Here is a 20,745-nt window from a genome sequence, read left to right on the forward strand (position 1 = left end):
GCTTTTACTGAGTTTGAATATCGATTTTACCGTAATTGCCCCTTCTCGAATTCCTAAAATTTCTGCCAATAAGATTGCTCTCATATACCCCCCCCCCCAAAAAAAAACTTCCAATCAGCGTAATGGTTAACAACTTGAAAGCTGTTTCATCTCACATGTCGCGACGACAAAAGACACACCTTACGAGACAGAGCAAAAGCTCCGTTCTATGGTCTCGCTCATACTTTGCTTGCACTGCTGGCGGTGCGACAATTGGAACATTAAAAACCTATGTAAAGAGTCAATCGACTCCAGATTAAGACGCTATCGCCTCTTATATCTCCGCCCTCATCCTGCGAGGGTTTACGGCGAAATTTCTAACTGAGTATAGTGGTAACAACCTACATACAGCGAAAAATTTAACGCTGGCACTCAGGGCAGAAAAAAGTATTTCTCTGCCCGATTTTTAGATCGATGATCGACTCACCGCAACTTGGGCATGCTTGTTTTACTTTTCCATACACTTGCAGTTCTTGCGCAAAATAGCCCGGTTTGCCATCTGCCTGAGCAAAATCTTTAAGCGTTGTACCGCCTTGAGCTATTGCACCGGTAAGCACCGCTTTGATTTCTGCCACCAGCGTTTTCCACTCGTCCAAAGATAAAGAGCAAGCTGAGCGTTGTGGATGAATTCGAGAACTAAAAAGCGATTCACTGGCATAGATGTTCCCTACACCCACTACAACTTTGTTGTCCATGATGAACTGCTTCACCGCAACACGCTTGTTCTTTGCCTTTCCAGCCATGTATGGCGCATCAAACTCATCCGTCAGTGGCTCTGGACCAATATTACCAAGCACAGCGTGTGATTCTCCAATTGGGCACCACAACCACGCGCCAAATCGTCGAGGGTCGTTATAGCGTAATACTTTGCCATTGCTCAAAGTGAGATCAACATGATCGTGCTTACCTGCGGTAATAAACCCATCCAACACCCGTAATGACCCCGACATCCCAAGATGCACGATTGCCGTACCGATATCGGTTTCAATCAACAAATACTTCGCTCGTCTGGAAATGGAACGGATGACCTGCCCTTCCATCTGTTTCAGTTCAACGGGAATATCCCAACGTAATTTCGGTGTACGAAAGACTAATGACCGCACTTTCTGCCCCACAAGATGAGGCGAAATTCCCATACGACTGACTTCTACTTCTGGGAGTTCTGGCATAACACTTCCTGTCTCATTCTTCTGATTATTCGTTCTCAGGCAACAAGTAGCCTTGTTCAACCGAAATAGCTATCCACTTATCTTGCCAGTTTTTGAACAGCCAAAAACGCGGTGTCTGATAAAAAGTGATCCTTTGTGGTTCTTCGCGATCGCTGTACCACACCTCTACCGTTTGTGGATTACGCAGAATAGGCAGAAACGACTGATACGTTTCATCATCAACTTCAGTACCAACCAAATCTTTCCAACGTTCTACCAATATTTCAGGTGCAATACTGCTTGGTGGCGTCGCTCTCCAGCGTCCTTGGTTCTTTTCTAAAGATAGCTGGGGAAAATGTATCGCTTGTAGCTGCCAATCTGCATTGAGCAACGTAGAGTAAGCTGGCGCGGGCGGTTCCATAAAGTAGGTTTTTATCACGGCGGGAAGATTTAGAACCCCGATAAATAACACCACAGCTAGAATGAGAATATTGTTCCACCGACGACGGCGACTAGGAGCAACACGCATGAAGCTATCCTTAATAAATGAGGAGATCCTTAGTAAAAGCGTGGATGTAGATTAACAGGAAGAAAATACAGATCCTAGAGAGGAGTGTCAGAACAGTGAACCTTTCAAGCGGAAGCTTGCAGAAAAAGATATAGCGTAGAAAAGAAAAAACCCAACCGTATAGGCTGGGTTTTCTTACTACTTAAAGAGAGCAATCAATTACTTAATTTTCGCTTCTTTGTACATAACGTGTTGGCGAACTACTGGATCAAACTTTTTGATCTCGAATTTGCCTGGCATGTTACGCTTGTTTTTGTCAGTAGTGTAGAAGTGACCAGTACCAGCAGATGATACTAGACGAATTTTCTCACGAATGCCTTTAGCCATTGCTTAATTCCTCTTAAACGTTTTCGCCACGTGCACGGATGTCAGCAAGAACAGCATCGATGCCTTTCTTGTCGATAATACGCATGCCTTTAGCAGTTAGACGTAGTTTAACAAAACGTTTTTCGCTCTCTACCCAGAAACGATGAGTTTGTAGGTTCGGCAGAAAACGACGCTTAGTAGCATTTCGTGCGTGTGAACGGTTGTTACCCGTTACTGGACGCTTACCAGTTACTTGGCATACTCGGGACATGAATGTCTTCTCCAAATCGTTTCAGCTCGATATCAACCTTGCTGGCTGAACCCCTTAATGTTCAAAAGAACTGAGGTAAAAACCGCTATGGAAAATCCACGCAAGGCTATCAAAGGTCGCGCATTATACTAACTTGATACCCATTGCTCAAGACCCGAACAGATCCTTTTTGCAGGATTCGCTGATCTTTTTTCTCTGGCGAGCTGAATTAGTGTCAAAAAATGTGTGCGAATCATACCAGAAAACGACAGAAAGCTAAGCATTTTTTACGCATTCAGGCGAAATCATCAACAAATCTCTTTTAAGCGTTGTTTTTTAACATAATGATAGGTTTAAACATTGCATTTTAGACGCGTTCTTTCCTTAGAAAATACAAAACTAGGCAAGGTGTTGTTCTAATTTGCTGCTTGGGTTTGCTCATAAAAAGTGAGAATGAAGCGATCAATGTTTACATCCACCCTCGCTCAGCAAAAGAAACGATTTCTCCGTCCCCAACAACAAAGTGATCCAAGACTCGAATATCCACTAGAGCTAAAGCGTCTGAGATACGACTGGTGATCCTTCTGTCTGATTGACTGGGCTCAGCCATACCTGAAGGATGATTATGCGCCAATATGAGCGCCGCAGCATTGTGGTGAAGCGCGCGTTTTACCACTTCTCTTGGGTAGACACTGGCAGCAACACCAAGTCGTTGGGGGATATTTGGCATACAGAAACGAAATAATCCCCAAAACCGCAACTGGCTTAGGGGATTTTTAGACAGAGTTCAATATTGCTTGAAGCGGGAGTGTTGGTTAAACCTTAAAGTGTCCAACCAAGCTTCCTACTTTGTCTCCAGACTGCGTTAAGCGATGGCTGATCGATTCCGAGTATTTCAGATTTTCACTCAGATCATTCACAATGTGCTGAATGGTCACAAGATTCTGGTTAATCTCTTCAGCTACTGCGCTTTGCTGCTCAGCGGCAGAAGCCGTTTGGGTACTCATATCTTGAATCACTGAAACCGCATTAGAAATACCAGAGAGCGTTTCTTTAATCTGAACTGACTCTAACGCCGTCTTCTCTCCACGTTCTTGGCTGACATTCATACTCGTGACCGCTTTGTTAACACCTTGATGTAACGCTTCAATCATGTCGCCAATCTCTTTTGTACTGTTTTGTGTTCTGCTCGCCAGAGAACGTACTTCATCAGCAACCACCGCAAAACCACGCCCTTGTTCACCCGCTCGCGCCGCTTCGATTGCAGCATTTAGCGCTAACAGGTTAGTTTGATCAGCGATATCACCAATCACTTTAAGAACTTGAGTAATCTTGCTGGTTTGTTGGCTTAGCTCTTGGATAGCATCAGAAGTCAGATCAACTTCATTGACCAGAGCGCCAATGCCTTCAATAGCCAGATTCACTTCTCTCTGAGCTTCGATAATTTGTTGATTAGCAGATTCAATAGCTTGTGCCGTTGCGTTGGTGTTGTTCGCCACCTCGCGAGAGGTCGCACTCATCTCAGTCACCGCTGTGACTACTTTATCGGTTTCTAAACAGTGCTCGTTCATCTGCTGACTGGATTGAGAAGTTTGCTTATCCAGTTCCATAGCTGCACTGCTTACGTCGTCGGCAGAACCTCGAATATCGGCGATCATCGGATGAAGCTTGTCCATGAAATCATTGAATGCTTTCGCTACTTCACCCACTTCGTCGTGACTTTCCACTTTCAAACGAGCCGTTAAATCACCGCCACCCGCAGCCACATCTTTTAGAGAGCCGACAATATGCTGCAACGGTGCTACACCACGAGCCACAAGCAAACTCACAATCAAGCTTGTAATTAACAAACCTAGAAAAGATAAACCCACAGCTGAATAGGTTTGGCCATGCAAAACAGCCAAGCGCTGTGTTTGATATTCGGCAAGCTGAGTATCGATATCATCGATGTAAATACCTGTACCTAACACCCAGTCCCACTTAGGTAAATATTCTGCATAACCTAACTTTGGTGCTTGGGCCTTAATAGAAGGTTTTTGCCAAGAGAAGTATAAGAACCCATCACCCGTTTTAGCCGCATCAATTAAACCAGCAATAACAGGGACGCCATTCTTATCCTTTAATCCGTAAAGGTTTTTACCTTCCAGTGATGCGTTCATTGCGTGAAGGGTATTCACACCTTTTGAATCGTACGCAAAAAAGTAACCATCACTTTCAAAGCGCATCGATTTTAAGATTTCCTTTGCCAACGCTTTATTTTCAGCGCTGCTGTCTTCTTCGTAAAGAGACTTAACCGCCGTCACTCCCATCATCAGGTAGGCTTTTAACTCTTGCTTACGGTTGTTAACTAACTGCTCACGATATTGAGTCAGCTCTTGTTGCAAACTGTTCATCCCTATCCAGTAATACACCATAGAGCTAATACTGGTTATCAAAACTAACGGAACAACAGTTAGCAATAACAACTTGGTACGACTTCTCATCGAACGAAACATAAGTGCTCCAGCGTCTAATTTTTTATATTGGTTTTATTGATACATAAAACATTATCTTCAGGAGGAGCCTTTTCTTAAAGAAAATCCCGCCGATGTGTAAGCAAAATCTCATATATTCCGCCTGTGTGGATTGTTAAGTTGACACAGCTCATACATATTCTGGGAGTTGTGGTGAATCTCCCCCACCCTGATCGGGCGAGGCTTCATAGGTCGTTTGCGCGAGCTTAAAGAAATACTCCTTAAGACTGACGGCGCATCACTATGCTGAGACGGTGAAACCTTCCGCCTTTAAATCGATAATTCCTGCTAGCCTGATGTTCATTCCTGCATTACGATCTCTATCGTGCAGAGTTAGACATTCCGGACAAATCCAGTGTCGAACTGCAAGTGGCAAGCTTTCCAGCTTATGACCGCAGCAGGAGCAGGTTTTGGAACTCGGTAGCCACTGGCTGATTTGGACAAAATGCTTGCCTGCCCAATCCGCTTTGTACCTTACTTTTTGAACGAAGCTGAACCAAGCAGCATCACCAATGTGTTTAGCGAGTTTTCCGTTTTTCATCATGTTAGACGACTTTAATTTTTCAAATATCAGTGCTTGGTTTTCGTCAACGATACGTTTTGAAAGTTTGTGTTGAAAGTCGTTCCGTGCATTGGTAAGTTTTTCATACGCTTTCGCCACCAGCAACTTTGCTTTTTCTCGGTTGCGAGAGCCTTTAACCTTCCGACTCAATGACTTTTGTTTTTTGCGTAAGTTTCGCTCTGCGCGTAGCAAAAAGAGAGGGTTAGGGATTTTTACTCCATCACTGTCAATCAGATAGTCAGACAACCCTAAATCAAAACCCTTCACCTGTGTGATATGCTTTGGTTTTTCTGGCAGTACCTTTTCTACATCAAATAAAAGTGAGGCGTAATACTTCCCTGTGGATGCTTTGGAAAGAGTAATGCTTTTCAAAACACCCTCAATAGGACGGTGAACTTTGGCTTTGATTCTGGATTTGAGTTTGGGGATCTTAATGCTTTCGCTATCGCAATCTATATTCATGCAATGGTAGCTGGATTGCTTACCTTGTTTCCTTTTAAATTGAGGATATCGAGATTCCATTTCTGGACTGAAAAAGTTATCAAAGGCTTTCTTAAGATTACGAGTCGACTCTTGCAGTGAAATAGAATCAAACTGCTTTAGCCATTCATATTTAGCGTGTTTTTTAGCAACGGAAATAAGGGCTTTTAACTCTTTAGTCGGTGAAAGATTAATGCCTTTCTTTTTGTAATAATGGCTTTTGATATGAAGGGCACGATTGTAAATGAATCTTACCGCACCGAACTGCGCATCAAGGAAATCTTGCTGCTCTCGGTTTGGGAAAATCCGGATTTTTATCGCTCTATTCAAAGTAAAAAACCTTATTTATTCAATATAAATAAAGTACAACAGACAACAGAAAAGCGCAAAGATATAAGCAAAGCTGCCCTAACGGTCATTAATCTTATATTATCGCCCTGATCGGGCGATAATATAAGATTCGTTTGCTAACATAACCCGCAGATTTTTTGAGGAATCCAGAATGCAAACTTTGGCAGGAAAAAAATTCTGCTTGGCATCAGTGGGGGCATCGCCGCCTACAAATGCGCAGAATTAACGCGACGTTTGATTGAGCGTGGCGCACAAGTTCAAGTAGTAATGACTGATGCTGCGCGTGAGTTCATTACGCCACTTACTATGCAAGCCGTCTCCGGCAATCCCGTTTCTTACAGCTTGCTTGACCCGAGTGCAGAAGCATCAATGAGCCACATTGAGCTGGCTAAATGGGCAGACTTAGTGCTGCTTGCACCAGCAACCGCTGATCTTATTGCACGCATGGCAGCAGGTATGGGTAATGATTTATTGACCACTTTAGTACTGGCGACGGACGCCCCTGTTGCAGTTTCTCCAGCAATGAATCAGCAGATGTACGGCAACACGGCAACTCAAGAAAACCTAGTGACTCTTGCTCGTCGTGGAGCAATGATTTGGGGACCGGCTTCTGGTCAACAAGCATGTGGTGATGTGGGTAAAGGCCGCATGTTAGAACCGATGGATCTGGTTCATCACTGTGAAGCATTCTTTGGTCCAAAACCCCTATCTACTGAAAAACCGTTAGATGGGAAACGCATACTGATCACCGCAGGTCCAACTCGGGAAGCACTTGATCCTGTTCGTTACGTGACCAATCACAGTTCTGGCAAAATGGGGTTTGCAATTGCGGACGCAGCAGCAAGAATGGGCGCGCAAGTGACTTTAGTCTCTGGCCCTGTAAGTTTGGCTACGCCAGAACAAGTAAAACGTATTAATGTAGAGAGCGCGCTGGATATGCATGATGCTGTCATGCAAGCCGCGACAGAACATGATGTATTTATTGCTTGTGCGGCAGTAGCAGATTACCGTCCAGAACAAGTCGCTGAACAAAAAATTAAGAAAACGGGTGACAACGACACTCTTACCATCACTATGGTTAAAAACCCTGACATTGTCGCTTCCGTTGCAGCTTTAACAGAAAACCGTCCATTTACTGTCGGCTTTGCTGCTGAAACGCAAAACGTGGAGCAATACGCACGCGGTAAGCTAACCAGCAAAAACCTCGATATGATCTGTGCTAACGACGTATCTGTCGAAGGACAAGGTTTTAATAGTGATAACAACGCATTAACCGTATATTGGCAACAAGGTGAGCAGGCACTGCCATTGGCAAGTAAAGCTGAACTGGCAAACGCTTTAGTGCTACTAATAAACAGCTTCATCGCTAAAACGGACAGCTAAACGCAAATCGTAGGTGGTGATTCCACCTACTTCCTCATTAAATAATCTCGAACTTACGAAGTAATGGCGTCTATTCCACGCAACCACTACCTCGTGATTAGCAGTGATAACCAGAAGGAAGATACGGGTTATGGCCGGCAATAAAAAAACCAATCGCCGCGAAGAAATTCTCCAAGCTCTTGCTGAAATGCTCGAGTCAAACGAAGGTGCATCGCGCATCACGACTGCAAAGCTCGCCGCCCAAGTTGGCGTTTCAGAGGCTGCCTTATACCGCCATTTTCCAAGCAAGGCGCGTATGTTCGAAGGTCTCATCGAGTTTATTGAAGAATCGTTAATGTCACGTATTAACCGCATTGTTGATGAAGAGAAAGACACACTCAATCGCATTCGATTAGTGATGCAACTTATTCTGGCTTTCTCAGAACGTAACCCTGGCCTGACAAGAATTCTGTCAGGACATGCTCTAATGTTTGAGAATGAACGTCTACGCGACAGAATTAATCAATTGTTTGAACGAATTGAAACCTCTTTGCGCCAAATACTGCGAGAGCGTAAAATTCGTGAAGGCAAATCATTCCCAGTCGATGAAAAAACACTAGCCGCCCAGTTGCTCGGCCAAGTTGAAGGAAGTTTGAACCGTTTTGTACGTTCAGACTTTAAATACCAACCAACCGAAAACTTTGAAGAATACTGGGCATTACTCAGCGCACAAATTAAGTAAAGACAATGAGCACAAAAAGACCCGGCAAACCAGAGTTCTCCTTATCCCTGCTGCATCCTAAATATTGGGGTGTATGGTTTGGATTTGGTCTACTCGCCTTAACCGTTAACCTACTGCCCTACCGCATGTTGCTGAAACTTGGCCACGCAATCGGGGCTTTTGGCATGCGCTTTGGCAAAAGACGGGTCTTTATTGCTAAAAGAAACTTAGATCTCGCTTTTCCTGATATGTCAGAAGAACATATCGATAAAATGGTGATCGAAAATTTCAAAAACACTGGAATGGCTCTGATTGAAACCGGTATTACCTGGTTTTGGCCAACTTGGCGTTTTAAGCGCATCTTGGATGAAAAAGATGTTGTGGTTGTACGCAAACATGCAGAAAACGGTAAAGGTGTTTTAATGTGTGGTGTGCACGCTTTGAATTTAGAAATCACAGCTCGTGCTTTTGCGGTTATTGGTCTTAGTGGCTATGGTGTCTATCGTCCGCACAGCAACCCTGCGTATGAATTTATTCAGTACCGAGGCCGAACACGTAATGGTAACCGACTCGTTTATCGTACCGATCTGAAGAAAATGATTCGTGTACTGCGCCAAGGTGAGCGTCTGTTCTATTTGCCAGACCAAGATTACGGACATAACAAATCTGTTTTCGTCCCTTTCTTCGCAGTAGAAGAAGCATGTACCACTACTGGCACCAGTATTCTGGCTTACAGCAGCAAATGTGCGATTGTACCAGTTTCAGGTTTTAGAAATTCACAAGGTAAATACGAGCTTATTGCTGATCAATCCATTGAGGGTAACTACCCTCAACAAGATGAAAAAGCTGCGGCAGCCTACATGAATAAATTTGTTGAAGAGATTATACTTCGCGCCCCAGAACAGTGGATGTGGCTTCATAAGCGGTTTAAATCGCTGCCAGATGAAACACAAACCAATGCCCGATACCAGTAAATAAAAGGTTCTGCTTGTGAGCGACAACGATAACAACATCAATAAATACTTACATAATCCAACTTTTCAGTGGTCTTTTCTTCACCCGAAACATTGGGGCACGTGGATAGGTATCGCTTTCGCTGCTCTATTCGCTTTTATGCCTGTGTCATGGCGTGACGGATTAGCGCGTAAGCTTTCTCGATTTGCCATTAAGAAAAATGGTCGAGTGGTTCGTCGTGCTCGCGTTAACCTAGCTTACTGCTTCCCTGAGAAATCCGAACAAGAACGTCAGGAAATCTTAGAAGAAACGTTTGTCAAAGCGGCCCAATACATGCTGGGTTATTCAGAATTTTTGGCTCGCTCAACCAAACATAACCAAAATCGTGGCGTGATGATTGGCGAAGAAAATCTATTGCCGCTTCTTGATGCTGGTGAAAAGGTGATTATCCTTGCACCGCATGCTTGGGCAGTAGATTACCCAGCAGTCATGCTGGCAGCGAAAGGCTACAAAGTCACAACCATCATGAAGCCTCAGCGTAACCCAATCGGCGATTGGCTAATGCACGTTCAGCGTATGCAGTATGGTGGCCGTATCTTCGCTCGTGACGCAGGGGTTAAACCTTTTGTCCGCTCTATCAAAGATGGCTATTTAGGTTACTGGTTACCGGATGAAGATTTCGGCGAGGCGAACTCAGTTTTCGTCCCCTTCTTTGGCACAGAAAAAGCTACCTTAAAAGGCTTTGGTAAAATGGCTCGCCTTTCAAAAGCGAAAGTCGTTCCAGTGCTACCTGCGTATAACGACAAAACACAGAAATATGAAGTGCATATTTTACCTGCGTTAGAAAACTTCCCGACAGGTGATGAAGAAGCGGATGCGCGCGCAATGAACCAAGCGATTGAAGACTTAGTTCGCCCTCACCCTGAGCAATATATGTGGCAGTTGTCGCTTCTCAAAACTCGCCGTGATGGCATTGAGATTTACGATAACTCTCATGATGGTGACCAAGAAAAACCATTACCACCGACTCAAAACTAAAAAAGCCCCGTTAGGGGCTTTTTCATATCCATCACGCGTTATCAATTAAGCATTGATACCATACTCAGCACGGTACGCTTTTACTGCATCAAGATGTTCGTTGTTCGTACCTTTCTCTTCAAGGTAAGTCACAAGATCAGTCAGGCTGACGATTGAAACCACTGCACAGCCAAAATCACGCTCAACTTCTTGAATAGCAGAAAGCTCACCTTTGCCTTTCTCTTGACGGTCAATCGCAACCAATACGCCAGCTAAATCAGCACCGTTCGCTTTAATGATTTCCATTGATTCACGAATCGCAGTACCAGCGGTGATAACGTCGTCCACCAACATAATACGACCTTCGAGTGCGCTACCGACTAAGTTACCGCCTTCACCGTGGTCTTTCGCTTCTTTACGGTTGAAACAGTAAGGCGTGTCCACATCATGGTGATCAGCCAGAGCCACAGCAGTTGTTGTTGCGATTGGAATACCTTTATAAGCTGGGCCAAACAACACATCGTAATCAATACCTGAGTCCACAAGCGCAGCGGCGTAGAAACGACCTAGGCGAGCCAAATCACGACCAGTGTTAAACAGACCAGCATTAAAAAAATAAGGGCTCTTACGGCCTGATTTCAAAGTAAACTCACCAAATTTTAGCACCTGTTTTTCAAGGGCAAACTCTATAAATTCACGCTGGTATGCTTTCATCTTTCTCTTCTCTTCCGTAGTTACTTAAAAAACGTTACTTAAAAAAATAGCCCCCAATTGGGAGCTATAAAAACATCATTCTGCCAGAGCCAATTTCTGAACCTGGACGATATCGGCAATGCCTTTCTTGGCAACAGCAAGTAAATCAAGCAGTTGCTCGTGGCTAAACGGTTCGCCTTCAGCAGTGCCTTGAATCTCGATCATCTTGCCTTCTTCTGTCATGACAACGTTCATGTCAGTATCGGCGGCAGAGTCTTCTACATACTCAAGGTCACAAAGCACCTCTTCGCCAAGAATGCCAACAGACACTGCAGCTACGTGGCCTTTCATTGGGTTTTTTTCAAGCGGCCGTCAGCAACTAGCTTAGTAAACGCATCCGCCAATGCAACGCTAGCACCAGTGATAGAAGCGGTACGTGTACCACCATCTGCTTGAATAACATCACAGTCCACTGTGATCATCACTTCAGGCATGGTTTCTAAATCCACCACTGCACGTAAGCTACGCGCAATCAGACGTTGAATTTCCATGGTGCGGCCACCCTGTTTGCCACTTGCCGCTTCACGACGAGTGCGTGAGTGTGTTGCACGAGGTAACATGCCATATTCCGCCGTCACCCAGCCTTTACCTTGACCTTTCAACCAACGTGGCACGCCTTCTTCAACGCTGGCATTACACAGCACTTTGGTGTTGCCGAATTCAACTAACACAGAGCCTTCTGCATATGCCGTGTACTGACGAGTGATTTTAATTGGACGAACTTGATCTGCAGCACGATTGTCTGGACGCATAAGGTATTTACCTGTGTTGTGGAAACAAAGCTGTGTTAGTAAAACTAAGTCCGTAAAAACTCAGCCGGTAACCGAAATTTATTGGGCGAGGATTATATAGGAATTCCGATTCAGTTCCTAGGTGTGAATCTTCAACAACGAGATTAGCGCTCACCTATCCCATGTGTTTGTATGCTACTATTAGCGCTAATTAAATTGCAGAAGATTAATCAAGGATTCACTGATGATTTACAGTATGACGGCGTATGCACGCAAAGAAGTCAAAGGCGATTGGGGTAGCGCAGTATGGGAGATTCGTTCGGTAAACCAGCGTTACCTAGAAGCTTATTTCCGCTTACCTGAACAATTTCGTAGCCTAGAGCCTGTGCTTCGTGAGCGTTTTCGTCAGCGTTTAGCGCGCGGTAAAGTCGAGTGTAACCTACGCTTTGAAGCTAACCCTGCTGCGCAAAGTGAACTTAAAATCAATGAAGCATTAGCACACCAAGTGATTAAAGCCGCTGGTCAGGTTATGCACATGACTGGTGAACTGACTCGTATCAACCCATTTCAGGTGATGCAATGGCCGGGTGTAATGGAAACGCCTGAGCAAGATATGGATGCCATTAACCAAACGCTTCTAGAAGCGTTCGACGAAGCGGTTAAAGAGTTTATTGATGCTCGCGGTCGTGAAGGCGAAAACATGAAAGAGTTGATTGATCAGCGTTTGGTTGCGATCAGCGAAGAAGTAGTGAAAGTTCGCGCACGTATGCCTGAAATTCTGCAATGGCAACGTGAGCGTCTGTTCAACAAGTTTGAAGAAGCAAAAGTTGAGTTAGACCCAACGCGAGTAGAACAAGAGCTGATTCTTCTAGCACAAAAATCCGATGTTGCTGAAGAGCTGGACCGCCTAGATTCTCACGTCAAAGAAGCACGCAATGTAATGAAAAAAGGCGGCGCTTGTGGCCGTAAGCTGGACTTCATGATGCAAGAATTCAACCGTGAATCAAACACATTAGCATCCAAGTCAATCAGCACTGACATCACCGCTTCAGGTGTAGAACTTAAAGTGCTTATCGAACAAATGCGTGAACAGATCCAAAACATCGAATAACACCAGATCCAAATTCTAAAATGCACAAAGCCCTTATTTATAAGGGCTTTTTATTAGTTCAAAACAAAGCATAATTCATTGTTTCAATCTGTTTTACGACTCTATACTTGCTTGAAAGTAAAAATATTGGCCACCTCATTTTGAACGTTGAAAGCAAATTTGAGATGACCAACAGACTCATAAGACAAACAAATTAATTTAGCTTTCCTTCATCCAAAGCAGAAGCAACCCAAACTAAAGGCGCATTCCAGTTAATCGTGATCTCATTGAACGACCACGCATTAATGCTGTCTCTATAGCAAGTTTGACCCACACATAAACCCTTCAGCGTTGCAGCAACAGGATCGCTGTAACTTGTTGAGTTTGGTCCACCCACTAGCGCACCTGGTGCTGGAGCTGGTGAGTTTTCATCAGCGGCATGTGCCCAAAAACGGTGATGAGGGCTATTGGCAGCGTTGGTACCGTAACCTGTGATGTAAGAGAGGTTCATTGGGTTAGCGCCAAGTAAGTAATCCATCGCATTTGCAGCCGCTTTCACATACTTAATATCGCCAGTGAAATCATTCGCATAGATTAAGAAGATAGCTCGGTTTACAAAGCTTGAGTTCGATCCCCATGGGTATTCTTCTACCGTGTAAGGAATGTGGTAACCCTCGTTCGCAATCTGACCCACAAAGTTATCAGAGGTAGCAATTAGGTTGTTTCTTGCTACTTTAATCTGCTCTTCACCCAGTCCGTTAGGTACAACCGCCAAGCTTATCGTTGCTAATGGTGCTGTGTATCCCCAGAACATTTCACCATCAGCTTCAATGTTGCCTTTTGGTGTCTCTAGATAATGAGGAGAAGCTTTCAGTGCTTTAAGGTACTTGCTGTCACCTGTGGTGATATAAAGTTCACTTGCAGCCCAGTAGAACTCGTCTGAAAGCTCTTTATCATCATAAGGACCTGATCCAGTGAAGTTATCATAGGCAAGAATATTAGGATTTTTGCTCGCCGCTTCCCAAGCCTCTTGCGCCGCATTCAAACAGCTTTTCGAAAACTTAGGATCAATCTCTTTCCAAATGCGGGCACATTGAGCACCAATCGCAGACAAGTTCAACGTTGCAGCTGTCGTTGGGTAACCCACATATCGCTTCTGGGTGTCCATGTGAGGAGGCAATGGCATACCTGTCCAAGCTTCATCAGCAACTTTATGGAAAGCCATACCTTTTGCGTCAATCTTAGTCAGTTTAAGTGTTTTGTCTTCAGACTGGTCACCAACAGGAACAGCGACAGGTTTGTCACTTTGGATCTGCATCGCCAACATAAACTCGATATTCCAACGAGCCTCAGACAACAAAGGATTCACACCGTTTCCAGCTTCAGGAATTTTCACCTTCCCTTCGGCAAAAGGAATAGGGGCGCTATCTAACCATTTACCTCTTTCAAACAAGTTCAACAGAGTCCAGGTTGAGATACCGCTGTTCACAGTGTACTTACCGTGGTCGCCTGCGTCATACCAACCACCAGTTACATCGACCGTAAAATCACAACCAGGCCATTTATTGCCCCAGCTGTCTGTCTTATCAAAACAGGTCACCACATCGCTCATATGACCGCCCGGGCGCGCTAAATCGTCACGCTGTACCAAAGCTTTATCGATATCGATACCACTGCGGTTTTGATAGAAATAAGACAACGCATCGTATTTCAACTGATTGTAGATATCTTTGTTGATGCTGAATGGGAAGCTCTCGTCTTCGCCAACTTTCACTTTCAAACCACTCATATCCGATTTGTAGTTTGATAAGTCAATACGGTGAATAAACTCACCTGAAGCCTTGTTAAGACCAAAAACTTCCGTTCTGCCCAAATCGATATTGATATTACTGCTGTTGGTTAGCACCCACTTTAAAGGCTCTTTAGATTCATTAGCGACAAATACAAACTTATCGGCTTGAGGAAGGTAACCAACTTGGTTGGCGCGAACAGAGCTGGTCTTTAGTTCTTCAATGTATCGTTCACCAAGAATCGACACATTGCTGACGCATATAGTGCCAACTTTCTGTGCGCCCATTTGGAACTGGAATTCTGTCTTCGCATCACTTTCAACATCATGATTGAAGTTAAACTTATAGCTCTTCTTCTGAGTCGAGACCTTTGTTTCATCAATAAAGTAATGCGTGTAAGGAGGCCCTTCATGCTGGATCAACGCTTTCATTTGAGTATCGACAGTCGCGTACGCATCAAATGAAACCTGATAGTCTGCGTTATTGGCTAAACCAATGCCGCCTTGGCCTAAAATCACATTCCACGAGTTTTCACCCGGATTTCTAATTTCGACGCACGCTTCGCCATTATTGATTTTTACATCTGCACCAGCATTCCACCAGCCATCCATACTACCGTCAAATTTACCGTTAATAAGCTGTTCATTTGCATAAACAGAACACGATGAAAGAATCAGTATGGTCGCTAGTGAGAGTTTGAATTTGTGCATACTTACTCCTAGACATATGAATTACAACACGATGAAAGTAAGCGATTTCATAGCGAATAGTTTGATGTCTGCGCACAAATAAACTGTTCTAAAAATGTCTATTTTTCCCTTCGTGATACTACTAACACTTGCCTCTGAGCTTATGAATCTGTTTCAAGAAAATATCATCGATAAATCGACTTGGTAGACTGACGAACGATAAGATCAATCGGAGGTAATCTGACTTCGTGCCGCTCTCCGGAAAGCAAATTCAGCATAGATCTCGCACATAAAGCACCAATTTCTTCTATTGGCTGGCGCAAGGTGGTCAATGCTGGTGTGAAATATTGTGAAACGGGTAAATCATCAAACCCAACCACCGAGACATCTTCTGGTACTTTGTAACCATGGTCAGTCAACGCTTTGATCGCGCCATAAGCCGTTTGGTCATTGGCTGCAAACAGTGCTGAAAAATGCACTTTTGATTCGATTAATTCCACCGTCATTTTATAGCCGGTTTCAGATCTAAAATCGCCCTGCTTAATCAACTTAGGATTAGGTTTGATATTCGCTTCAAGCAAAGCTTTTTTATAGCCTTTAAGACGTGCTCTTGAGTCTGGTTGACTCTCTAGCCCTTTAATATGAGCGATGTTCATATGACCGAGTTGTAACAAGTGCAAAGTTGCAATATAGCCACCCATGACATTGTCCAAATTGAGTGAACGGATGTTTTCGCCCTCGATGTTATAGCCTACCGCTACCACAGGGATTGATTCTGCCGTTTTCAAAATCATTTGTTCGCTTAGGCTACCAGTCACGATGATCAAACCATCAACTGAGCACTTCATTAAGTATTCAAGCGCATGCATCTCAAGCTTGTTCTGCCAATGCCCGGTCGCCAGCACTAAAGAATAGCCCTGTGCCAACAGAACTCGTTCCATATCATTGAGAATGCTACTGGTGTAAGGACTGTCAGGATGCTGAACTAGGACACCAATCGTCATAGAGCGACGACTTTTATCCTGCTGCATCTGGAAGTTTGGCTTGTAGCCAAGAGTGGTGATGGCTTGTTCGATCTTATGACTCTTCTCTTCCGCTACATAGGTAGTTCGGTTCAAAAAGCGTGAAACAGTGCTGGGTGATACGCCAGCCAATTTTGCTACATCATAAACAGTTGGAGCTTTTTTCTTTTTGTCGGTCATAAGACTTACCCCCTCGTTCTATTTTTATAAGTATATGAAGTATAAAGTGGGATTGGCTTTTACACTCAATCCCACATATTCCACCTTTGAACTACCTAATCACTTTATCTATAGAGATAGGCGTAGATCATTCCAGGTCGGAAATAGCGTCCGGCTGTGTATTTCAAACCAGTACTCAACAACCAAGTGTGGAGTTCACGATAGTCGACGTTTGAAGGTAAGTTGGACAAACTCAGCGCAAACTCCTCAATGTTTTGAGTCAGATCTGGATTCACCCGACCATCAGCAAACAAGTGACCAACCTTCTGTAAGTGCAATAACAACTCACTCGCCATCTCTGACGTTAGGTCAAAGTGTTGTGCAATATCGTTGTCGCTTACAGTAACAGAACAGTTAAACCCTTCCGGAGCAGCGAAAGGAATTTTTGCCATGCTATAAAGTGCCTGATATACCGCGTCCATCAATCGCTCTGCTTGCGCTTGCTTACCCGCAAGACGCAGTGCAGTCGCAACACTAAACTGAACGCCAATCCAAACATCTTGCGCCTGAAACGCACCGTGAGGTCTACCATCTGCCAGCGTCATATTCGCAACCCCCAATTTAGGGCTGTTGGTAATAAAGTTGGTTTGATAGATAAAATCTAGCGTACGTTCAATGCGTGATGAATCAAACAAGCCCGGTAAATCGACCAGCTTCAGATAGCTGTCCGCCAATAGTGCGTCACCAAAACTGTTGTCGGAATCCGCTTCCAACTTGGCAAATTCAGCACTGAATGCTTGCGGCGCTAGCTCGATCAGTCGTTGTTTATTAGCCAAACGTTGGTCTCGCTTGCTGATACTACTCTCTACGTCGTAAGCATCTAAATAAGCGTTGACCAAGTTAGCATCATGTACGGTATTACCTGTCAGCGTTAAGCCAAGTTTTTCAAGTGATTCGAAACCGTTTCCGGTTAAATGCTTAGCCTGTACTGGTGTGATGAAGAAATGGTAGTAGCCTTTTTGCTCGTCCCAAAGTCCGCGCTCTAGTGTTTCAAGAGCATCCTTAGAACGTTGTGTATAACCCTGAGCCAGCTCTTCCTCACCGACTAACAACGCCAGCTCACTTGCTGCGCGCAACCCTGCTACCCATAAGCTACCACAGTAGATTGAAACACCATGAGAAGCAAGATTATCAAAGGTATCATCAGTACCGCGGGTCAAAGGCAGAGTGTCTCCATCTTCAATAAGATTGGTCAGATAATCGATACTCTCTTTCACAGATGACCAACAACTTTCAACCACTTCGCGGTCGCCCGTTTTTTGCCAGTGGCGATACACCATCAGAATGAATTTAGGCGCTAAGTCTTTCCACTCTTTGACGTTATGCCAGCTGTAAGCATCAGGCTCAATATCAAATGGACTGCCCAGATCGTGAATGACCGCCCCACGTTCTGCTCTGCTTCCCTGATATTTCTCGTCCACCAGTTCCGCATAAGGCTTATCTTCATATTCCCAGTAGCGTCGCAGCTTTTCGTCACTGTTTAAGATAGCTTTGGCAAAGTGTTTCATTACGCAGCCATCAAGCTCTGGAAGCAGATAGAGCAGAGAAAATGAACCGTAGAAATACACATCTAGTGAGTTAAAAAATGGGTAATCAACACATTCTTTCACCAGAAGTACATTTTCCTTATCCCATACCGTAGATTCCGCGAGGAAGGACAAGCTGTTCATCGCCATGGTGGCGAAACGAAGCGCACTGTCATTATCAACAAAGGTTTGGCTGGCATTATCAAGGAACTCGCGCTGCTGACTGATAATGTTTTGCTCTATCTCGCTCAGTCTCGGTAAAGTCTGGTTGAGAATAGATTGGGCTCGCGATTGAGCCTCTAAGTAACGGACATAAGCTTTTTCACTTTCCCAACCATCCAATAAGATTTTGCTGTGATCCATCACTTGAGCAAATCGAAGTGCAATCGTCTCACCAGGTTTAAGAGTCACTTGCACACAGACCAAAGCACTTAACGGCTCTCGACCACTATAGATACCACGATCAAAATGCGCATTGGTGCGGCCTGTTTTTAATGCTCGCTCAACTTGTTGATCCGCTTTGCTGCAGTAGACCTGAGGTTTGACGGTCACCGTTACTTGCTCAACCGTTACCCCTTCAAATTGGGTATGCACGCCATACAAGACCTCACCTGAGATATCGCCATCATAAGGTGAGTTCGATGTCATACTCACGCCATGGAACTCAAAACCCGCACCAGAGATAGTTACTGGCTGATGTTGTTGGCTGATGGCATTTTGAACTAAGTGACAACAAGAATCTTGCACACCTTCACGTGCTTTCTTATAGGTTGAACCAATCAAATTGCGTAACGGTTGAACCAAGGTGACAAGCTGAGTTTTGTCACTACGGTTACTCATCTCGAAGTGGTTCCAGTGCATCGGCAAGCTACAAAGCATTTGGTCGTTTTTCACAATAGGTGAAATGACCTGACGCGTTAGCGCAACAGACTCAAGCCCTCGATATTCGAACTCTGCGATCGGATAAAGAGCACGGTACTCTATGTTGCTTGAGTCAATAGATTCAACGCTTGAACCATTATTAGCCGTCAGCGACAGAGCTCGTGCCGAGTTGTTTATCAATAAACCATTGAAGAAATCGATCACAACAAGCAACTGGGTTTCAAGACTAGAAGGATCGTTGGTGATCGCTTGTTGGGTTTTATCGGAAAATTCAATCTGCCAACGTTCAAAGTTGGATTTATTATTTAGATAGAACAAGCCTGAACGCAAACAATTCTTTATTCCAGAAAGAATTAAATCTTTATTCTTGGCATGAAAAACATCAAAATAAAAGTCCACTGGATAATATTTTAAGAACAGTAATAATTCACCGACATTTGGTATATCCAAATTATCCAGAGAGTGTTCATCCATTACGGAAAAATAGAAGTCATTAAAGTGAATACTTTCATGTTCACAATCAACGAATATGCCTGGAATAAAGCTAAAGTTTGGTGTGTTACCTTGCGGAGTTAAGGTAAATGTCGAACCTATACCACCAACGGCCACCCCTGTATTAGCTGGTGTTGTTGAGATCGGGGTATACCAAGGCTGAAGAAACTCAACGGCATTCCCTTTACTGCATAATGCACCTGCTTGACCTGAATACGATGTATATGGAATTTTATTTATCATAATTTCAAATCCAATATTGAATATTTAAACTCATCCTTTAATATCTAAAAAAAGGAGAATATTTATGTTTAAATTAATTAAAAACAATTTTGGGGAACTCAATTCCACAACCATATTAAACTCTGAACTTGGAATTCAAGTCGATATTATTCAAGACTTCGGTGCTATCATTAATCAATATCGAGTTAACCACAGTCCATTTTCATTTATTGTGGGATACCAAGACAGTCATGATTTAATTCAATCTCATCCTTTCTTTTCGCGTAGCGCAAAGCTCTTCCCCTTTCCAAATCGCCTAAAAGCAGGCCAATACCGCTATAGACAACGTGATTACACACTGGCAGCCAACTTTCCATGGTCTGAGCATGCAGTACACGGTTTGCTCTATAACCAACCTTTTAAACTGGTCGCGCATGAAGCCAATAGTGAATACGCCGAAGCCACATTTCGCTTTGAAACCACTAAATTAGCGGATGGGTATCCCTTCGCGTTTCGCCTTGATGTCCGTTATCGAATTGACTATCAAGGAACCTTAAGCTGCAATACGACCATTACCAACTTAGGCACCGAACATTTCCCATTTGGAGATGCATGGCACCCCTACTTTTCTCTCGGCTGTGACCTCAAACATTGTCAGCTCACTATGGCGGCTCATACCGAGCTCGAACACCAACACGATTTACCTAGCGGGCAATATCTCTCTAGCAACGTCTTCTCTACCCCAACTTCATTGGAAGGCGTTAACCTCAATCACTGCTACCTGTTCAGTGACTCATCAGAGCAAACTCTTGCACTGATACGTGATGACAAGAGCGCTTCTTTGCAGTTCAACCAAGGCAAGGGCTACTCGTTCGTGCAACTCTATACGCCACCTTCGGAGCCTAGTATTGCGATTGAGCCAATGACTTGCCCTGCTGATGCATTCAATAATCACATTGGTCTACTGGAGCTGGCTCCAGAGGAAACCGTTCAATTTGAGTGGCAATGCCAAGCCACATTTGTCTAGTTCTATTGGCGAGTTCAAAAAGTGGGGAGCG

The 20,745-nt window shown here is 44.1% G+C and carries 15 protein-coding genes and 4 pseudogenes; 7 read left to right on the plus strand and 12 right to left on the minus strand.

Annotated features, from left to right (window positions below):
• Nucleotides 1-68: 68 nt before the first annotated feature.
• Nucleotides 69-299 (plus strand): annotated as a pseudogene (locus P4S58_RS14470) (transposase); the annotation flags it as partial.
• Nucleotides 300-398: 99 nt separating this feature from the next.
• Here P4S58_RS14470 and mutM read toward each other — a convergent pair.
• From mutM to P4S58_RS14505, 7 genes and pseudogenes are all read right to left on the minus strand, one after another.
• Nucleotides 399-1,208, minus strand: coding sequence for a bifunctional DNA-formamidopyrimidine glycosylase/DNA-(apurinic or apyrimidinic site) lyase (gene mutM, locus P4S58_RS14475; protein WP_337164377.1), 810 nt, complete (start codon nt 1,206-1,208; stop codon nt 399-401).
• 25 nt (nt 1,209-1,233) lie between these two features.
• Nucleotides 1,234-1,716, minus strand: coding sequence for a hypothetical protein (locus P4S58_RS14480; protein ID WP_337164379.1), 483 nt, complete (start codon nt 1,714-1,716; stop codon nt 1,234-1,236).
• A 198-nt stretch (nt 1,717-1,914) separates the two neighbouring features.
• The gene (rpmG, locus tag P4S58_RS14485; protein WP_002535344.1) at nt 1,915-2,082 is read right to left on the minus strand and encodes a 50S ribosomal protein L33; all 168 of its coding nucleotides are present in this window, start codon (nt 2,080-2,082) and stop codon (nt 1,915-1,917) included.
• Between the two features lie 13 nt (nt 2,083-2,095).
• A complete protein-coding gene (gene rpmB / locus P4S58_RS14490; RefSeq protein ID WP_021704597.1) occupies nt 2,096-2,332 on the minus strand; it encodes a 50S ribosomal protein L28 in 237 nt (78 codons plus the stop codon).
• Between the two features lie 448 nt (nt 2,333-2,780).
• Nucleotides 2,781-3,011: pseudogene (locus tag P4S58_RS14495) on the minus strand (JAB domain-containing protein); the annotation flags it as partial.
• Nucleotides 3,012-3,126: 115 nt separating this feature from the next.
• Nucleotides 3,127-4,806: a methyl-accepting chemotaxis protein gene (locus P4S58_RS14500; RefSeq protein WP_337164384.1), complete on the minus strand. Its 1,680-nt coding sequence runs from the start codon at nt 4,804-4,806 to the stop codon at nt 3,127-3,129.
• Nucleotides 4,807-5,065: 259 nt separating this feature from the next.
• On the minus strand, nt 5,066-6,196 hold the full coding sequence (locus P4S58_RS14505; protein WP_337164385.1) for an RNA-guided endonuclease TnpB family protein: 1,131 nt from the start codon (nt 6,194-6,196) through the stop codon (nt 5,066-5,068).
• 172 nt (nt 6,197-6,368) lie between these two features.
• Here P4S58_RS14505 and coaBC point away from each other — a divergent pair.
• The 4 genes and pseudogenes from coaBC to lpxM all read left to right on the plus strand — a co-directional run bounded on the left by coaBC (nt 6,369) and on the right by lpxM (nt 10,292).
• Nucleotides 6,369-7,600, plus strand: a pseudogene (gene coaBC / locus P4S58_RS14510) (bifunctional phosphopantothenoylcysteine decarboxylase/phosphopantothenate--cysteine ligase CoaBC).
• A gap of 130 nt (nt 7,601-7,730) precedes the next feature.
• Nucleotides 7,731-8,321, plus strand: a complete 591-nt coding sequence (slmA, locus tag P4S58_RS14515; RefSeq protein ID WP_042488100.1) for a nucleoid occlusion factor SlmA — start codon at nt 7,731-7,733, stop codon at nt 8,319-8,321.
• 5 nt (nt 8,322-8,326) lie between these two features.
• The gene (lpxL, locus tag P4S58_RS14520; RefSeq protein WP_337164387.1) at nt 8,327-9,274 is read left to right on the plus strand and encodes an LpxL/LpxP family Kdo(2)-lipid IV(A) lauroyl/palmitoleoyl acyltransferase; all 948 of its coding nucleotides are present in this window, start codon (nt 8,327-8,329) and stop codon (nt 9,272-9,274) included.
• Nucleotides 9,275-9,290: 16 nt separating this feature from the next.
• The gene (gene lpxM, locus P4S58_RS14525) at nt 9,291-10,292 is read left to right on the plus strand and encodes a lauroyl-Kdo(2)-lipid IV(A) myristoyltransferase (RefSeq protein WP_337164388.1); all 1,002 of its coding nucleotides are present in this window, start codon (nt 9,291-9,293) and stop codon (nt 10,290-10,292) included.
• A 45-nt stretch (nt 10,293-10,337) separates the two neighbouring features.
• Here lpxM and pyrE read toward each other — a convergent pair whose 3' ends face one another.
• The gene (gene pyrE, locus P4S58_RS14530; protein ID WP_102962978.1) at nt 10,338-10,985 is read right to left on the minus strand and encodes an orotate phosphoribosyltransferase; all 648 of its coding nucleotides are present in this window, start codon (nt 10,983-10,985) and stop codon (nt 10,338-10,340) included.
• Nucleotides 10,986-11,060: 75 nt separating this feature from the next.
• A pseudogene (gene rph, locus P4S58_RS14535) lies at nt 11,061-11,776 on the minus strand (ribonuclease PH).
• A 223-nt stretch (nt 11,777-11,999) separates the two neighbouring features.
• Between rph and P4S58_RS14540 the strand changes: the two are divergent.
• Nucleotides 12,000-12,866, plus strand: coding sequence for a YicC/YloC family endoribonuclease (locus P4S58_RS14540; RefSeq protein WP_337164389.1), 867 nt, complete (start codon nt 12,000-12,002; stop codon nt 12,864-12,866).
• Nucleotides 12,867-13,059: 193 nt separating this feature from the next.
• Here P4S58_RS14540 and P4S58_RS14545 read toward each other — a convergent pair whose 3' ends face one another.
• The 3 genes from P4S58_RS14545 to P4S58_RS14555 all read right to left on the minus strand — a co-directional run bounded on the left by P4S58_RS14545 (nt 13,060) and on the right by P4S58_RS14555 (nt 19,708).
• Nucleotides 13,060-15,345, minus strand: coding sequence for a glycoside hydrolase family 9 protein (locus P4S58_RS14545; protein ID WP_337164391.1), 2,286 nt, complete (start codon nt 15,343-15,345; stop codon nt 13,060-13,062).
• Between the two features lie 164 nt (nt 15,346-15,509).
• On the minus strand, nt 15,510-16,526 hold the full coding sequence (locus tag P4S58_RS14550; protein WP_337164393.1) for a LacI family DNA-binding transcriptional regulator: 1,017 nt from the start codon (nt 16,524-16,526) through the stop codon (nt 15,510-15,512).
• 104 nt (nt 16,527-16,630) lie between these two features.
• Entirely contained in the window at nt 16,631-19,708 is a 3,078-nt protein-coding gene (locus P4S58_RS14555) for a GH116 family glycosyl hydrolase (RefSeq protein WP_337164394.1), read from the minus strand.
• 64 nt (nt 19,709-19,772) lie between these two features.
• Between P4S58_RS14555 and P4S58_RS14560 the strand changes: the two genes are divergently transcribed.
• Entirely contained in the window at nt 19,773-20,714 is a 942-nt protein-coding gene (locus P4S58_RS14560) for an aldose 1-epimerase (RefSeq protein WP_337164396.1), read from the plus strand.
• Nucleotides 20,715-20,745: the final 31 nt, after the last annotated feature.

The organism is Vibrio sp. Hal054 (assembly GCF_037162405.1).
Lineage (GTDB): Bacteria > Pseudomonadota > Gammaproteobacteria > Enterobacterales > Vibrionaceae > Vibrio > Vibrio diazotrophicus.

What these genes read in the sequence shown, in the direction of transcription:
- mutM (WP_337164377.1), bottom strand. Translation starts at nt 1,208, where the DNA reads ATGCCAGAACTCCCAGAAGTAGAAGTCAGTCGTATGGGAATTTCGCCT.
- P4S58_RS14480 (WP_337164379.1), bottom strand. Translation starts at nt 1,716, where the DNA reads ATGCGTGTTGCTCCTAGTCGCCGTCGTCGGTGGAACAATATTCTCATT.
- rpmG (WP_002535344.1), bottom strand. Translation starts at nt 2,082, where the DNA reads ATGGCTAAAGGCATTCGTGAGAAAATTCGTCTAGTATCATCTGCTGGT.
- rpmB (WP_021704597.1), bottom strand. Translation starts at nt 2,332, where the DNA reads ATGTCCCGAGTATGCCAAGTAACTGGTAAGCGTCCAGTAACGGGTAAC.
- P4S58_RS14500 (WP_337164384.1), bottom strand. Translation starts at nt 4,806, where the DNA reads ATGTTTCGTTCGATGAGAAGTCGTACCAAGTTGTTATTGCTAACTGTT.
- slmA (WP_042488100.1), top strand. Translation starts at nt 7,731, where the DNA reads ATGGCCGGCAATAAAAAAACCAATCGCCGCGAAGAAATTCTCCAAGCT.
- lpxL (WP_337164387.1), top strand. Translation starts at nt 8,327, where the DNA reads ATGAGCACAAAAAGACCCGGCAAACCAGAGTTCTCCTTATCCCTGCTG.
- pyrE (WP_102962978.1), bottom strand. Translation starts at nt 10,985, where the DNA reads ATGAAAGCATACCAGCGTGAATTTATAGAGTTTGCCCTTGAAAAACAG.
- P4S58_RS14540 (WP_337164389.1), top strand. Translation starts at nt 12,000, where the DNA reads ATGATTTACAGTATGACGGCGTATGCACGCAAAGAAGTCAAAGGCGAT.
- P4S58_RS14545 (WP_337164391.1), bottom strand. Translation starts at nt 15,345, where the DNA reads ATGCACAAATTCAAACTCTCACTAGCGACCATACTGATTCTTTCATCG.
- P4S58_RS14550 (WP_337164393.1), bottom strand. Translation starts at nt 16,526, where the DNA reads ATGACCGACAAAAAGAAAAAAGCTCCAACTGTTTATGATGTAGCAAAA.
- P4S58_RS14555 (WP_337164394.1), bottom strand. Translation starts at nt 19,708, where the DNA reads ATGATAAATAAAATTCCATATACATCGTATTCAGGTCAAGCAGGTGCA.
- P4S58_RS14560 (WP_337164396.1), top strand. Translation starts at nt 19,773, where the DNA reads ATGTTTAAATTAATTAAAAACAATTTTGGGGAACTCAATTCCACAACC.